The following is a 15842-nucleotide window of genomic DNA, read 5'->3' as shown; positions in this document are numbered from 1 at the left end:
TCCCGAGCGTTGTGCTCTTGACCAGCGTGCTTTGCGCGCCCTTTACCATGGGGTGCAGCGACACACCCCGATCCACCGACCCGAGAAGGAGAAACGAGCCCGCGATGGGTGAGCCTCCCAGTACCAGCCGTGCCGCCTCCCGCCCGCCAGAGGGAACGGGGGTGGCGCGGTGACCGAGGTCCTGCTGCTCCTGGCGGCCCTCCTGCTGACCTTGGCCTGCGCGGTGTTCGTCGCGGCCGAGTTCTCCCTGACCACCGTCGAGCGCGGTGAGCTCGAACGGGCCGCCGAGGCCGGCGAGCGCGGGGCCGAGGGCGCCCTGAAGGCCGTACGCCGGCTGACCGTCCAGCTCTCCGGCGCCCAGCTCGGCATCACCGTCACCTCACTGGTGATCGGCATGCTCGCCGAGCCGTCGCTGGCCGCTCTGCTGCGGGGCCCGTTGGAGGCCGCAGGGCTGGGCGGGGCGGCTCCGACGGTGGCGACCGTCCTGGGCGTGGCGCTGTCCACGGTCGTGCTGATGGTGATCGGCGAGCTCGTCCCGAAGAACTGGGCGATCTCCCGGCCGCTCGCGGTCGCGAAGGTGGTGGCCGGACCGCAGCGCGGCTTCACGGCCGCCTTCGGCCCGTTCATCCGCCATCTCAACGACACCGCGAACCGTGCCGTACGCCGTCTCGGCCTGGAGCCCGCCGAGGAGCTGGCCTCCGCGCGCGGCCCCGAGGAACTGGTCGCGCTGGCCGAGCACTCGGCCGCCGAGGGCGCCCTGGAGGCGGACTCGGCCGAGCTGTTCGTGCGCACCCTGCACCTGGGCGAGCTGACCGCGCAGAACGTGATGACCCCACGCGTCGATGTCCAGGCCCTGGAAGCGCACGCCACGGCCGCCGACGCGGCGAACCTGACGTACGCCACCGGCCTGTCCCGCTTCCCGGTCTACCGCGACAGCCTGGACGAGGTCATCGGCACCGTCCACATCCGTGACGTGCTGGCCCTGGAGCCCGAGCGGCGCGCCGTCACCCCGGTCACCGAACTTGCCACCGAGCCCCTGCTGGTGCCGGACAGCCTCCCCGCGGACCGGCTGCTGGAGCGGCTGCGCACGACGCGCACGATGGCCGTGGTCATCGACGAGTACGGCGGCACCGCGGGCGTCGCGACCATGGAGGACATCGTCGAGGAGGTCGTCGGCGAGGTCCGCGACGAGCACGACCCCGTCGAGGCGCCCGACCTGGCGCCCGTCGGAGCGGGGGCGTGGGAGGCGGACGGCTCCGTCCGCATCGACGAGCTGGAGGAGATAGGACTCACGGCGCCCGAGGGTCCGTACGAGACCGTCGCCGGCCTCGTCGCCACCCGGCTCGCCCGCATCCCCGTCAAGGGCGATGTCGTCGCGCTCGACGGCTGGGTGCTCGACGTCCTCGACGTCGAGCACCACCGCGCCGACCGTGTCCGCATCACCGCACCGGTCCCGGTGCCGGTCCAGGCGGGGGAGGAGTCCCGATGACCGTCCTGCAACTCGTCATCGGCGCCCTGACGCTGCTGACCAACGCGTTCTTCGTGGGCGGCGAGTTCGCCCTGATCTCCGTGCGCCGCAGCCAGATCGAACCGCGCGCCAAGGACGGCGACAAGCGGGCCCGGATGACCCTGTGGGGCCTGGAGCACCTCTCGGCGATGATGGCCACCGCGCAGCTCGGCATCACCGTCTCCTCGCTGGTGCTCGGCGCGGTCGCCGAACCGGCCATCGCACACCTGCTGGAGCCCGGCTTCGAGGCGGCCCACATCCCGCACGGCCTGGTCCACCCGATCGCGTTCGTCATCGCGCTCGCCGTGGCGACGTACCTGCACATGCTGATCGGCGAGATGGTGCCGAAGAACATCGCGCTCGCCGCCCCCGTGGCGACCGCGCTGGTGCTCGGCCCGCCCCTGGTGGCGCTCACCCGCGTGCTGCGGCCCGTGGTGTTCGGCGTCAACGCGTTCGCCAACACCCTGCTGAAGCTGCTGCGCGTCGAGCCGAAGGACGAGGTGGAGTCGGTCTTCACCGACGACCAGCTGGCCCGGATGGTCGTCGACGCGAGCGAGGCGGGGCTGCTCTCGCCCGCCGACGGCGAACGGCTGCGCGACGCCCTGGAGCTGGGCACCCGCCCGGTCGGCGAGATCCTCGTCCCGGCCCGGCGGATGCGCACCGTCGACGCCTCGGTCACCCCGGCACGCCTGGAGCGGATGGCCGCCGAGGCCGGCTACTCCCGCTTCCCGGTCACCGGCCCGCAGGGCACGCTCCTCGGCTATCTGCACATCAAGGACACCCTCGGCGTCGCCGACCGCGACCGGCCCTTCCCGCGCACCGCGCTGCACCCGGTCACCCGGGTCCGCATCGACACCCCGCTGGACGACACCCTCACCGCCCTGCGCGCCGACGGCAGCCATCTGGCGGCCGTGACGGGGGAGGCGGGTGCCGTCCTCGGCTTCGTGACGATGGAGGACGTGCTGTCCGAGCTGGTGGGACCGGCGCCGGCCGCCGTGTGACGCGGCCGGCGCCGCCGGTCACATGTTGATCATGTGGCCGGCCAGGCCGTGCACGGCCTCCTTGACGGCCTCGCTGAGCGTCGGGTGGGCGTGCACGTTCCGGGCGACCTCGTGCACGGTCAGGTCCCACTGCTGGGCCAGCGTCAGCTCCGGCAGCAGCTCGGTGACGTCCGGGCCGACGAGGTGGCCGCCGATGAGCTCGCCGTACTTGGCGTCGCTGATCAGCTTCACGAAGCCGGTGGTGTCACCGAGGCCGTGGGACTTGCCGTTCGCCGTGAACGGGAACTTGGCGACCTTGACGTCGTAGCCGAGCTCGCGGGCCTGCGCCTCGGTGTAGCCGAAGCTGGCGATCTGGGGCTGGCAGAAGGTGGCGCGCGGGATCATCGCGTAGTCGAGCTCCATGGTCTCGGCGTCCGCGATCGTCTCGGCGGCGATGATCCCCATGGCCTCGGCGGTGTGCGCGAGCATCAGCTTGGCGGTCACGTCACCGATGGCGTACAGGTGCGGCACGGAGGTGCGGCAGCGGCCGTCGACGTCGATGGCGCCGCGGTCGGTGACCTTCACGCCGGTGTTCTCCAGGCCGTACCCGGTGACGTTCGGGGCGAAGCCGATGGCCTGGAGGACCTTGTCGGCCTCCAGGATCTTCTGCGAGCCGTCCTTGGCGGTGACGGTGACGCGCACCTGGGGGCCGGACTCGTCGATGGCGTCGACGCGGGTGGAGGTGAGGACGTCGATGCCCAGCTTGCGGTACTGCCGGGCGAGCTCGGCGGACACCTCGGCGTCCTCCAGGGGCGCCACGCGGTCGAGGAACTCGACGATGGTGACCTTCACGCCGTAGTTGTGGAGCACGTACGCGAACTCGACGCCGATGGCGCCGGCACCCGCGACGACGATCGACTGGGGGAGGTCCTCGGCGAGGATCTGCTCCTCGAAGGTGACCACGCGGGCGCTGCGCTTGGTGCCGGGCAGCAGCTTGGGGGTGGCGCCGGTGGCGATGATGCAGTGGTCGAAGCCGATCGTGCGGGTGTTGCCGTCGTAGTCGGTGACCTGGAGGGTGTGCGGGTCGAGGAAGGTGCCGCGGCCGTTCACCTCGGTGATCTTGTTCTTCTTCATCAGGTAGTGGACGCCCTTGACCCGGCCGTCGGCGACCTTGCGGCTGCGGCGGTAGGCCTCGCCGTAGTCGAAGGAGACCTGGCCGTCCACCTTGATGCCGAAGGTCTTCGCCTCATGGGTGAATATGTGCGCCAGCTCGGCGTTGCGCAGCAGGGCCTTGGTGGGGATGCAGCCGACGTTCAGACAGACGCCGCCCCAGTACTTCTCCTCGACGACCGCGACGCGCTTGCCCAGCTGGGCGGCGCGGACGGCGGCGACGTAGCCGCCGGGCCCGGCGCCGAGTACGACAACATCGAATCGCTCGTCCTGCTCGACCATGGGTCGTTCCTCTTCCGTCGGAAACCATCGGAAATCAGGGGCCCGGCCTCGTCTCAGAGCCAGTCCCGCCGTTTGAAGATCACGTACAGGCTGACACAGACCACGCCCATCAGCCCGATCGCGAAGGGGTACCCGAAGCTCCAGTCCAGCTCGGGCATGTGGACGAAGTTCATGCCGTAGATCGTGCCGACGAGGGTGGGCGCGAAGAGGATCGCGGCCCAGCTGGAGATCTTCTTGATCTCCTCGTTCTGCTCGAACCCCGCCTCGGCCAGCGCCCGCATCTCCGCGTTCTGCTGCTGGGTGACCAGGGTCGCGTTGACCGTGAGGATCTCGGTGAGGGCCTGGCGGAAGCCGTCGACGCGCTCGCTGGTGTGGGTGACGTGGTCGGCGACGTCGCGCAGATAGCGCTGGAGTTCCTCGTCCGTGCCGTACTTGGAGAAGCCGGCCATCAGGCCGTGCAGCATGCCGACCAGGGGGCGGGTGGCGCGCTGGAACTCGACCATCTCGCGGGAGAGTTCGTAGATACGGCGGGAGACCTCCGGGTCGCCGCGGAAGACCTCCGTCTCGATCTCGTCGATGTCGTTCTGGACGCCCGACACGACCGGCGCGTAGCCGTCGACCACCGCGTCCAGGATCGCGTACAGCACCGCCTCCGGGCCCAGCTTCAGCAGGTCAGGCGTCGCCTCCATGCGGCCGCGGACCGCCGACAGGTCGGGGGCGGCGCCGTGCCGGACCGTGATCACGAAGTCGGGGCCGACGAAGACGTGCAGCTCACCGAAGTCGACCTCCTCGGGGGCGTCCAGATAGCGGGCCGCCCGCAGCACGACGAAGAGCGTCTCGCCGTACCGCTCCAGCTTGGGCCGCTGGTGGGCCTCCATCGCGTCCTCGACCGCCAGTGGATGCAGGTCGAACTCGGCGGCCAGGGACAGGAGTTCGGCCTCGGTGGGCCGGGCCAGACCGATCCACGCCATGCCGGAACGCTGAAGCCGCAACTCACGGAACGTCTCGGCGAGCGTCGCGGGCGACGACACCCGCACGCCGTCGCGGTACAGGGCCGCCTGGACGATGCTCGCCGGTTCCGCCTCCGGGGGCGCCGGCTCCGCCTCGGGCGCCGGGCGCCGCTCCGGCGTCGGCGGAGTGGCCGCCGCGGCCAGGGACCGAAGCCAGGCGGACCTGCCCCGGCCCTTCCCGTTCGGTCGGGCACGTCGCTCGGACATCACGGCTGCCTCTCAAGTCGAGTCCACGGCTGCGTGATCACCGAGCAGGATATACGGGGCAAACGACGTCGGCGGGGGCGGGTGGTCGTGGATCCGGTGAGCCTTGCGGACAGAAGGTGTCCGCAAGGGCGGCTAACGTGCGGAGCATGACGAAGACGGACCCCGTGCTCGGCACCCGCGCCCTCAACCGCGCGACCCTCGACCGGCAGTTGCTGCTGAACCGCTCGCCCCTGACGGCGCGGGCGGCCGTGGAGCATCTGCTCGGGCTCCAGGCGCAGAACGTCAAGCCGCCGTACTACGCGCTCGCCGCCCGCCTCGACGGCTTCCGCCCCGAGGCGCTGTCCGAGCTGATGGCCGACCGCGAGGTCGTCCGGATCGTCACCATGCGCTCGACCATCCACACCCACACCGCCGACGACGCCCTCACCCTGCGCCCGCTCGTCCAGGCCGCCCGCGACCGCGAACTCACCAACTTCCGCAAGGGACTTGTCGGCGTCGATCTGGACCGGCTCGCCGCCCTCGCCCGCGACCTCGTCGAGGCCGAGCCGCGCACCATGAAGCAGCTGCGCGAGGCCCTGCTGGAAGAGTGGCCGGACGCCGACCCGCAGTCCCTCGCGATCGCTGCCCGCTGCCGCCTCCCCCTCGTCCAGGTCACCCCGCGCGGACTGTGGGGACGCAGCGGCCAGGTCGCCCTCACCACCGCCGAGCACTGGCTCGGCCGCCCAGCCGAACCCGTCCCCGCCCCGGACGCCACCGTCCTGCGCTACCTCGCCGCCTTCGGCCCCGCCTCCGTGAAGGACATGCAGACCTGGGCCGGACTGACCCGCCTCAAGGAAGCGTTCGAGCGCCTGCGCCCCCGGCTGCTGACCTTCCGCGACGAGCACGGCGTCGAGCTCTTCGACCTCCCCGACGCCCCGCGCCCCGCCGCCGACACCCCGGCCCCGCCCCGCTTCCTCCCCGAGTTCGACAACCTCCTCCTCTCCCACGCCGACCGCACCCGCGTCATCCCGGCCGAGTACTGGGGCCGCAGCTGGGTCGGGAACATGGTGTACGCCACCTTCCTCGTCGACGGCTTCCTGGCGGGCGTGTGGAAGCTGGAGGAGGACACCCTCGTCGTCGAGCCGTTCGGCAAGCTGACCAAGGCCCAGCGCCAGGAGGTCACGGAAGAGGGGATGCGGATGCTCGCGACCATGCACCCCGGGACCTCGTACGACATCCGGTTCGGGACCGCCGTACGACCCTCCTAGAGTCCCCCTCATGGAACTGCGCCAGCTCAGCTACTTCGTCACCGTCGCCGAGGAACTGCACTTCGGGCGGGCCGCCGAGCGTTTGCACATCGTGCAGTCGGCGGTCAGCCAGCAGATCCAGCGGCTGGAGCGGGAGTTGGGGGCCGAGCTGTTCGACCGCTCGCCCCGGCGGGTGCGGCTGACGGCGGCCGGGGAGCGGCTGCTGCCCGAGGCGCGGGCCGTGCTGGCCGCCGCCGAGTGGGCCAGGGCTGCCGTCGCCCCGCCGCCCGGCCTCAGGCTCGGCACCAGCACCGGGCTCGGCGAGCACCTGGACCGCGTCCTCGCCGCGTTCACCCGCCGGGCGCCGGACGTCCCGGTCGAGCTGGTGTCCCTGCCCGTCGCCGAACGGCTCGCGCAGGTCGCCGGCGGGCAGCTCGACGCCGCGTTCGTACGAGCCGTCGAGCCCGTCCCCGGCGTACGCGTACTGCCCTTGTGGTCCGACCCCCTGGTGGCCGCGCTGCCCGCCGCGCATCCGCTCGCCGCCCGCTCCGAGATCGGCGTCGAGGAACTCGCCGGGCTGCCGCTCGCCCTCACCGACCGGCGCACCAACCCCGCCCTCGTCGACCTCGTCGTCGGCGCCTGCCACGAGGCCGGGTTCGAGCCGCCGCCCGGACCGGTCAACGGCTCCCTCCAGGACACCCTCGCCACGATCGGCACGCGCCCGCTGTGGACGGTCGTCTACGCTGCCCACGCCCGCGTGCTGCACACCCCGAGGGTGGCCTTCGTACCGTTCCGCGCGCCGGGTCTCGCCCTGTCGACGGGGCTGGCCGTGCGGGCGTCGACACCCCCGCCGTATCTGGAGGAACTGCTCCTGGCCTGCGGCGATCACGAGAACTGATCGTTGCGGTCGCGGGCTGCTTCTTGGTCGGGGCCGGCGGACGCGATGGACTGCGACCACCGAACAGGCACACCGTTCAAGGGAGTCCATTCATGCCGATCGTCACCGTCCAGCAGGGCCCGCGCGACACCGAGCTCAAGCGGGACCTCGTCAAGCGGATCACCGACGCGTTCGTGGACGCGTACAAGATCCCCGCCGAGACCGTCCAGGTCTGGATCCACGAGGTGCCCACCGACAGCTGGGGCGCGGCAGGGAAGCTCACCGCCGACCGTTAGCCCTTTCTGAAAACGTGGATAGGGGGCGCTGCGGGCCGCTCGTGGAGGCCCGCAACGCCCCCTGGTACTTCACCTGAGGGGTGCTCAGGAGAACTTCTGGGACCTAGGAGTTGACCTGCGCGGTCACCAGGCTGGAGAAGGTGGTCAGCCGGGTGTACACACCCGGGTAACCGGCCTCCGCGCAGCCCTCGCCCCAAGAAGTGATCCCTGCCAGGACGCCCCCGATGAGCAGGGGACCGCCGCTGTCGCCCTGGCAGGTGTCTACGCCGCCGGAGGTGTATCCGGCGCAAACCATGTCGGACTGGACGAAGTCCGAACCGTAGGAGCTCGCACAGCTGGAGTCGGACACGATCGGCACGGTCGCGGTCCGCAGCTGGTTGGAGGAGCTGCCGTTCTCCGAGGTGGTGCCCCAGCCGAGGATGCGCGCGGTGGTGCCCGCCGCGTACACACCGGTCTGGGACGAGGAGACGTACGACGCCGGGGTGTACGACATCGCCGTCGAGAGGGTCAGGACGGCCACGTCGTCGCCGTTGGTGGCGTCCGTGTAGCTGGGGTTGATCCAGATCTTGCTGACCCGGCTGACCGTGCCGTTGGTGCCGTTGAGGTAGGTCCGGCCACCGACGACGCGGACGCTGCTCGTGGTCTCGCCGACCATGCAGTGGGCCGCCGTCACGACCTTGGTCGAGGAGACCAGGGTGCCGCCGCAGAACTGGTTCTGGGAGGCGTCCGTGATCTGCATCATGAACGGGTACGAGGTCGTCGTGGTCGTCGTACCGCCGACGATGGGCTGGGGAGCGGCTACGGCGGTGGGGGCGCCGAGCAGCGCGGTCGCTGCGGCCGCAGCGGTGGCCGCGACGACGGCCGCGGTCTTTCTTGCGCGGTTGAGCCCGAACATGAGTCTCCTCAGTGGGGGTTGCCGGTGGGGGGACGCGCGGGTGTGGGGGGTTGAGCACGGGGGTCGCGGGACCGACCCCCGTATGCCCGGGCGAGCGGCACGTTCATAACCTAGAACTCGGAAGTTCCCCTTCCCAATGAGGGAACCCCCTAGGGGAGTTGGGCAGGGAAAACCCTCGGTCGGAGCAGGCGGACACCACGCGGGTCAGTAAAGCCCGCGCCCCGTCACTTCGTACGGCGCCCCGCCGCCAGCCGGACGATGTCCACCCGCGAGCGGATGCCCAGCTTCCGGTAGACCCGGGTCAGGGTCGCCTCGACCGTCTTGACGCTGATGAAGAGCCGCGCGGCGATCTCCCGGTTGGTCGCGCCCTCCATGACGAGCGCGGCGACCTGACGCTCCATCGCCGCGAGCCCCTCCAGGGCGTCGGACGCCGGCGCGGGCGCGGCGGCCGGTTCCGGTTCGACCGCCGGTACGACGCTCGCCGCGTCGACCTGCCGCAGCCAGGGCAGCGCCCGGCAGCGCCGGAAGAGCCGGGCCGCCTCGTCGTACGACGTCGGGCCCGGCCGTCGGGTGCGCAGCTGGGCCAGCGCGAAGGCGGTGCGGGCCTCCTCCAGGCCGTACCCGAGTTTGGCGAGCCGGTCCTGCACCGACGTCAACTGGGCGAGCGCGGCCTCGTGTTCACCGCGCGCGGCGCGCAGCAGCCCCTCGGCGCGGTCCAGCACCGCGAGCACGCTCTCCCGGCCGAGCCGCAGCGCCTGCTCCCGGGTGACGTCGATGACGTCCTGGGCCTCGCGCAGCTCACCGGTCCTGACGAGGGCCTCGGCGAGATCGCCCTGCCAGCGGCCGCGGGCCGGGTCGGTGATGCCGAGCCCGTGCTCCAGCTCGCGCACCCGGCGCAGCGAGCGGACGGTCCCCTCGGCGTCCCCGGCGACCAGCTGGGCGTAGCCGAGGGCGGTCAGCGCGCGGGAGACGTACATCTGGTCGCCGTCCTCCTCGGCGTGGGCGACGGCCTCCCGGGCCAGCTCCAGGGCCCGTTCCACATCGCCGCCGGAGGCCTCGCCGAGCGAGGTGAGGACCGCGGAGGCGACCTCGCCGATGCCGGTGTCGCGGGCCATCATCAGGCTCTCCCGGGCGAGGTCGAGGGCGCGGCCGCAGTGCCCGGAGCGCAGTTCGGTCTCGGCCACCCCGCGCAGGAAGTGCACCTCGCTCTCGACCGCCCCGGTGCGCTGGACCTCGCGCAGCAGCGCGGTGACCGTCGCGCGGGCCTCGGCGAGCTGGTCGCTCATGATCAGCCAGCGGAAGCGGGAGTAGCCGGCGCCGTTGTGATGGCACGACACCCTCGGGTCCTGGGGCTCCTTCAGGGCCTTCTTGATGGTCGCGGGGGCGTCCGGGTGGCCCATGAGGGTCTCGATCTGGGCCTGGAAGGCCAGCGCCATCAGCTCGTTGTAGCGGTCGCCGGCCCGCGCGGCGAGCGCCGCCGAGTGCGCGGCCTCCTCGCGTGCCTGGTCGAAGTCGCCGTCCACCAGGACGGCCCGCCAGGTCAGCTGGTAGTGGATCAGGGCGAGCAGCTGGGGGTCGTCGCCCGCGTCGGCCAGGGCCTGCGGGAAGACCGAGTCGACCTCGGTCATGGCGTGGCCCGCGGTGTCGATCACGATGATCCAGGCCCGCACCCGGTCCGCGGGCACGGTCGCCCGGGTCAGCACGTCCCGCGCGATGTCCCGGGCGAGGTCCAGCTCACCGGCGGTGATGGCGTCCTCGGCGGCCTGGAGGCGGCGGGTGTCCGGGGCCGGGGTGCCGTCGGCGGGGGTGTGCCGGGCGGCGAGCAGGCCGAGGGAGGCGGCGACCGAGGGGGCGCCGCGGTCCCGGGCGAGCGAGGCGGCTTCGGCGAGGCTGTCGGCGGTGTCCGGGTCGGTGCCGGTGGTGGCCAGGGCGAGATGCCGGGCCCGCTCGATGGGGTCGGAGGCGGCCTTCGACAGCGCGGCGTGCGCGGCCCGTCGCTCGTGCGCGGGCGCCTCCGCGTACAGCGCGGCCGAGATCAGCGGATGCGCGAACCGTACGGCGGGGCCCTCGGGTTCGGTGGCCAGCAGACCCAGGGCGGCGGCCTGGGCGGTCTCCGCCTCGGCGTTCTCGCGGCCGGCCGCGCGCAGCAGGGCGGGGGTGGGGCGGGCGCCGGCGCTGGCGACGAGGAGGGTGCGGCGGGCCTCGTCGGAGAGCATCTCCAGACGGTTCAGCACGAGGGTGCGCAGCGAGGTGGGCACCGGGAGCGGCTCGCCGGGGCGGGGCGGGGTCGGGTTCTCGCTGAGGGCGCGGCCGAGTTCCAGGGCGAAGAGGGGGTTGCCGCCGCTGGTGCGGTGGATGTCCCGGACCGTGGAGCGGGGCAGGCCGGTGTAGCCGCGGTGGCCGAGCAGTTCGGAGACCTGGGTGCGGGAGAGCGGGTTGACGCGCAGGGCGAGGGTGTCCGGCGGGGACGCGCGTAGATGACGGTCGTACTCCTGGCCCTCGGTCCGCACCGCGCACAGCATTCGCACCGGGGTGTCGCCGAGGCGGCGGGCGGCGAAGCCGAGGAGTTCGGCGCTGGCGGAGTCCAGCCACTGCACGTCGTCGGCGACGATCAGCACCGGGCCCTCGGCGGCGAGCGCGCGCAGCGCCGACAGCACCGCGAGGCGCAGGGCGAGGCCGTCGCGCTGGAGGGTGGACTCGCCGCGGCCGGTGAGTGCCGACTCCAGCGCGGTGCGCTGGGCCGCGGGCAGCTTGCCGGAGACCTCGTCGAGGACCAGACCGAGCAGGTCGGCGAGGGCGAGGAAGGGGAGATGCGATTCGGACTCGGTGGCCGAGCAGCGCAACACGGTGCGCGCCGAGCCGCCGTTATCGGCGGCCAATGCCCGCAGGACGGTGGACTTTCCTATTCCGGCGGGGCCGTGCAGCAGCACGCTGCCGCCCCGGGCGAGCTGCTCGCGGGCCTGGGCGAACACCTCCTCCCGGCCGATGACCAGGTCGGGGCGGCATCTCGCAGGCTCCTGGAAGTCCCGTTGCACGGTCGCCGCTCCCCTCGTGTCGTGTCCGGGCCAAATTCTAGGCAACGATTCTTTGAAATCCGGAGGGGAGACGTGGTGAGGCAAATAACAACCTCACAGCATGGGGAAATTCAAAGCACAGCTGAATGAATGGCTGCGCAACGTTCTACGGCAGCAGCCCCGCCCGGCGCGCCGCCGCCACCGCCTCCCCGCGGGTGTGCGCGCCGAGCCTGCGCATCGCCGAACGCAGGTATCCCTTGACCGTCTCCGGCCGCAGCCCCAGCCGCTCGGCGGCCGCCGCGTTCGTCGCCCCCGCGGCCACACAGGCGAGGACGTCCAGCTCACGCGGGGCGAGCGCCGCCCGCTCCGGCTGCCGGGGCGTGAGCAGCCCGCAGGCGTCGAGGAGTTCGGCCCGCAGCTCCGGGTCGCTGATCCGCGGCGCCAGCGCGCGCAGCGCCGCGTGCGCCTCCCGGACCTGCTCCCGCGACACCGGGTCCGCCCCGGCCGGCCCGGCCGGCCCGGCCGCCGTCACCAGCTCCCGCGCCTCCTCCCGCACGACCAGCGCCTGCTCCACGTCCCGCGCCGCCTCCATCGTCGCGCTCAGCACCCGGTCACCGAGCGGCTGTACGGTGCGCAGCGCGCCGTACAGGACACCCCGCACCCGGCGCCGTACGACGACGGGCACCGCCACGATCGAGCGCAGGCCCTCGGCGGCGACCGGGGCGTCGTACTCGTGGCTGATCTGCCGTGAGACGGAGTAGTCCGCCACCGCGCAGGGCCGGGCAAGGGCGACCGCCTTGCCGCCCAGGCCGCTGCCCGAGACCACTGCGAGCGCGCGCAGCGCGGCCGTCGAGGTGCCGCTCAGTTCGCTGATGCGCATCTGCGGGCGGCCCGCCTCCACCAGCCCGCCGAAGGCGACCGGGAGCCCGGTCGTGCGCCGCAGCCGCACCAGCGCGTTCCGGATCTCCGCAGCGTCCGTGCTCACCTGTTCGTCCTTTCGCCGCGGCGCACACCCCCGTTCGGGGGTAGTGAGACCTGCATCACGGAGTAAACGATGGCAGAGAGCCGCCCGGCAATGGTCCGGTACAAGGAGGACAGATGACGACCGAGCTGTTCCGCAGTGCGCGGGACTTCCTGCTGGCACATCGCGAGGACTACGCCACGGCCTACGAGGGCTTCGCCTGGCCCCGTCCCGAGCGCTTCAACTGGGCGCTCGACTGGTTCGACGTCATCGCCCACGGGAACGCCGCGACCGCGCTGCACATCGTCGAGGAGGACGGCCGGGAGACCAAGCTGTCCTTCGGGGAGCTGGCGGTCCGCTCCGACCAGGCCGCCAACTGGCTGCGCGAGCGGGGCGTCGCCGCCGAGGACCGCATCCTGGTGATGCTGGGCAACCAGGCCGAGCTGTGGATCACGGCGCTGGCCGCGATGAAGCTGCGCGCCGTCGTCATCCCGGCCACCCCGCTGCTCGGCCCGGCCGACCTGCGGGACCGCGTCGAGCGCGGACGGGTGCGGCATGTGATCGTGCGCTCCGAGGACGCGGGCAAGTTCGCGGAGGTGCCCGGCCGGTACACCCGGATCGCGGCGGGTGATCCAGTTGAGGGCTGGCTGGCCCTTGACGACCTGTACGAGGCCGACGCCTCGTTCACGCCCGACGGCCCGACCCGTGCCGACGACCCGCTGATGCTCTACTTCACCTCGGGCACCACCGCCCGCCCCAAGCTGGTCGAGCACACCCACACCTCGTACCCGATCGGGCACCTGGCGACCATGTACTGGATCGGCCTCAAGCCCGGCGACGTGCATCTGAACATCTCCTCGCCCGGCTGGGCCAAGCACGCCTGGTCGAACCTGTTCGCGCCCTGGAACGCGGAAGCCACCGTCTTCATCCACAACTACACCCGCTTCGACCCGGCCCGTCTGATGGCCGAGATGGACCGCGCGGGAGTGACCACCTTCTGCGCCCCTCCCACTGTGTGGCGGATGCTCATCCAGGCCGACCTGACCCAGCTGCGCACCCCGCCCCGCGAGGTGGTGGCGGCGGGCGAGCCGCTGAACCCCGAGGTCATCGAACAGGTGCGGCGGGCGTGGGGCGTGACGATCCGGGACGGTTTCGGGCAGACGGAGACGGCGGTACAGGTCTCCAACAGTCCCGGTCAGCCCCTGAAGACCGGCTCCATGGGACGCCCGAGCCCTGGCTATCGCGTGGAGCTCCTCGACCCGGTGACCGGCGCTTCGGGTGCCGACGAGGGCGAGATCGCGCTCGACCTGTCCGCCCGGCCGGTCGGCCTGATGACCGGCTACCACGGCGACGCGGACCGTACGGCGGAGGCGATGGCCGGCGGCTACTACCGCACGGGCGATGTGGCGTCGCGGGACGCCGACGGCTATCTGACCTACATCGGCCGCAGCGACGACGTCTTCAAGGCGAGCGACTACAAGATCAGCCCCTTCGAGCTGGAGAGCGCGCTGCTGGAGCACGAGGCGGTCGCCGAGGCGGCCGTCGTGCCCGCGCCGGACGAGCTGCGGCTCGCGGTGCCGAAGGCGTACGTGGTGCTGGCGGAGGGCTGGGAGCCCGGGCCGGACACGGCGAAGGTCCTCTTCGAACACTCACGGGACGTTCTCGCCCCGTACAAGCGCATCCGCCGCCTGGAGTTCGCGCCGCTGCCCAAGACCGTCTCCGGCAAGATCCGCCGCATCGAGCTGCGCGAGGCCACGGCCGAGGGATCGGACGCCGAGTACCGCGAGGAGGACTTCCGATGAGCTCCTACAGCCACGGGACGAGCGGGACCTCACTGCTCGGGGACACGATCGGCGCGAACCTCGACCGGGCGGTCGCACGCTGGCCGGAGCGCGAGGCGCTGGTCGACGTGCCGTCCGGGCGGCGCTGGACGTACGGTGAATTCGCGGCGGACGTCGAGGAGTTGGCGTACGCGCTGATGGCGAGCGGGGTCGCCAAGGGTGACCGGGTGGGCATCTGGGCGATCAACTGCCCCGAGTGGGTGCTCGTCCAGTACGCCACGGCCCGCATCGGCGCGATCATGGTGAACATCAACCCGGCGTACCGCACCCACGAGGTCGAGTACGTCCTCAATCAGGCCGGGATCTCCCTGCTGTTCGCGTCCCTCAGCCACAAGACCAGCGACTACCGGGCGATGGTCGGTGAAGTGCGGGGGAAGTGCCCGCAGTTGCGGGAGACCGTGTTCATCGGGGACCCGAGCTGGGACGCGCTGCTCACCCGCGCGACCCCGGCGCCGTACCCGGAGCTGTCCTGCGACGACCCGATCAACATCCAGTACACCTCGGGCACGACGGGCTTCCCCAAGGGGGCCACCCTCTCCCACCACAACATCCTCAACAACGGCTATTTCGTGGGTGAGTTGATCTCCTACACCGAGCAGGACCGGATCTGCATCCCGGTCCCCTTCTACCACTGCTTCGGCATGGTGATGGGCAATCTGGCGGCGACCTCGCACGGCGCCTGCATGGTGATCCCGGCCCCGTCCTTCGACCCGAAGGCCACGCTGGAGGCCGTCCAGCAGGAGCGCTGCACCTCGTTGTACGGCGTACCGACCATGTTCATCGCGGAGTTGAACGACCCGGACTTCGCGACGTACGACCTCTCCTCCCTGCGCACCGGCATCATGGCGGGCTCGCCGTGTCCGGTGGAGGTGATGAAACGGGTGGTCGCCGAGATGCATATGGCGGAGGTCTCCATCTGCTACGGCATGACGGAGACGTCCCCGGTGTCCTTGCAGACCCGGCGGGACGACGACCTGGAGCACCGCACCGGCACGGTCGGCCGGGTCCTGCCGCACATCGAGGTGAAGGTCGTCGACCCGGCGACCGGGGTGACTCAACCCCGGGGCAAGGCAGGGGAGTTGTGCACGCGCGGCTACAGCGTGATGCTCGGCTACTGGAACGAGCCCGGGAAAACCGCGGAGTCGATCGACGCGGGGCGCTGGATGCACACCGGCGACCTGGCCGTGATGCGCGAGGACGGCTACGTCGAGATCGTCGGCCGCATCAAGGACATGATCATCCGGGGTGGCGAGAACATCTACCCGCGCGAGATCGAGGAGTTCCTCTACGCGCACCCGAAGATCGCGGACGTCCAGGTCGTCGGCGTACCCCACGAGCGGTACGGCGAGGAGGTGCTGGCCTGCGTCATCGCCCGTGACCCGGCGGACCCGCCGACGCTGGAGGAGGTGCGGGCCTTCTGCGAGGGGCGGCTGGCGCACTACAAGGTGCCGAGCAGGCTTCAGGTGCTGGAGTCGTTCCCGATGACGGTGTCGGGGAAGGTGCGGAAGGTGGAGCTGCGGGAGAGGTACGCGGCGGGACAGGAGTAGCGGGGGGTAGGGCTAGCGAGGGATAGGGG

The 15842-nt window shown here is 71.8% G+C and carries 12 protein-coding genes; 7 read left to right on the top strand and 5 right to left on the bottom strand.

The genetic code is table 11. The features are described from left to right. Nucleotides 1–169: 169 nt before the first annotated feature. Complete coding sequence (locus tag IQ210_RS38285; protein WP_194083863.1) at nucleotides 170–1489, top strand: hemolysin family protein; 1320 nt, start codon at nucleotides 170–172, stop codon at nucleotides 1487–1489. Beyond that, on the top strand, nucleotides 1486–2508 hold the full coding sequence (locus IQ210_RS38280; protein ID WP_194083862.1) for a hemolysin family protein: 1023 nt from the start codon (nucleotides 1486–1488) through the stop codon (nucleotides 2506–2508). The genes IQ210_RS38285 and IQ210_RS38280 overlap by 4 nt, the downstream gene beginning before the upstream one ends. An 18-nt stretch (nucleotides 2509–2526) precedes the next feature. Here the strand turns inward: IQ210_RS38280 and lpdA are convergent, their stop codons facing one another. Together lpdA and IQ210_RS38270 are read right to left on the bottom strand one after the other, a co-directional pair. Then, entirely contained in the window at nucleotides 2527–3939 is a 1413-nt protein-coding gene (lpdA, locus tag IQ210_RS38275; RefSeq protein WP_194083861.1) for a dihydrolipoyl dehydrogenase, read from the bottom strand. A 53-nt stretch (nucleotides 3940–3992) separates the two neighbouring features. Further along, a complete protein-coding gene (locus IQ210_RS38270; protein WP_228049264.1) occupies nucleotides 3993–5156 on the bottom strand; it encodes a magnesium and cobalt transport protein CorA in 1164 nt (387 codons plus the stop codon). 146 nt (nucleotides 5157–5302) lie between these two features. Here IQ210_RS38270 and IQ210_RS38265 point away from each other — a divergent pair, with 146 nt between their 5' ends. From IQ210_RS38265 to dmpI, 3 genes are all read left to right on the top strand, one after another. Continuing rightward, entirely contained in the window at nucleotides 5303–6403 is a 1101-nt protein-coding gene (locus IQ210_RS38265) for a winged helix DNA-binding domain-containing protein (RefSeq protein ID WP_194083860.1), read from the top strand. Nucleotides 6404–6413: 10 nt separating this feature from the next. After that, nucleotides 6414–7280: a LysR family transcriptional regulator gene (locus IQ210_RS38260; protein WP_194083859.1), complete on the top strand. Its 867-nt coding sequence runs from the start codon at nucleotides 6414–6416 to the stop codon at nucleotides 7278–7280. A 92-nt stretch (nucleotides 7281–7372) separates the two neighbouring features. Next, nucleotides 7373–7555 (top strand): 4-oxalocrotonate tautomerase DmpI, encoded by a 183-nt coding sequence (dmpI, locus tag IQ210_RS38255; protein WP_194083858.1) that lies wholly within the window; start codon nucleotides 7373–7375, stop codon nucleotides 7553–7555. A gap of 103 nt (nucleotides 7556–7658) precedes the next feature. Here the strand turns inward: dmpI and IQ210_RS38250 are convergent, their stop codons facing one another. The 3 genes from IQ210_RS38250 to IQ210_RS38240 form a co-directional block, all read right to left on the bottom strand. Beyond that, complete coding sequence (locus IQ210_RS38250) at nucleotides 7659–8450, bottom strand: S1 family peptidase (RefSeq protein ID WP_194083857.1); 792 nt, start codon at nucleotides 8448–8450, stop codon at nucleotides 7659–7661. A gap of 224 nt (nucleotides 8451–8674) precedes the next feature. Continuing rightward, complete coding sequence (locus IQ210_RS38245) at nucleotides 8675–11485, bottom strand: ATP-binding protein (RefSeq protein ID WP_194083856.1); 2811 nt, start codon at nucleotides 11483–11485, stop codon at nucleotides 8675–8677. A gap of 145 nt (nucleotides 11486–11630) precedes the next feature. Then, nucleotides 11631–12449 (bottom strand): helix-turn-helix transcriptional regulator, encoded by an 819-nt coding sequence (locus IQ210_RS38240; protein WP_194083855.1) that lies wholly within the window; start codon nucleotides 12447–12449, stop codon nucleotides 11631–11633. A 113-nt stretch (nucleotides 12450–12562) separates the two neighbouring features. Between IQ210_RS38240 and IQ210_RS38235 the strand changes: the two genes are divergently transcribed. Continuing rightward, nucleotides 12563–14227 (top strand): AMP-binding protein, encoded by a 1665-nt coding sequence (locus IQ210_RS38235; protein ID WP_194083854.1) that lies wholly within the window; start codon nucleotides 12563–12565, stop codon nucleotides 14225–14227. Further along, nucleotides 14224–15813, top strand: coding sequence for an AMP-binding protein (locus IQ210_RS38230; RefSeq protein WP_194083853.1), 1590 nt, complete (start codon nucleotides 14224–14226; stop codon nucleotides 15811–15813). The genes IQ210_RS38235 and IQ210_RS38230 overlap by 4 nt, the downstream gene beginning before the upstream one ends. Nucleotides 15814–15842 lie beyond the last annotated feature (29 nt).

The sequence above is a fragment of the Streptomyces justiciae genome, from assembly GCF_015163075.1.
Taxonomy (GTDB): domain Bacteria; phylum Actinomycetota; class Actinomycetes; order Streptomycetales; family Streptomycetaceae; genus Streptomyces; species Streptomyces justiciae.
The sequence above is the reverse complement of the archived record's forward strand: the minus strand, read 5'-3'. Positions and strand labels throughout refer to the sequence as shown.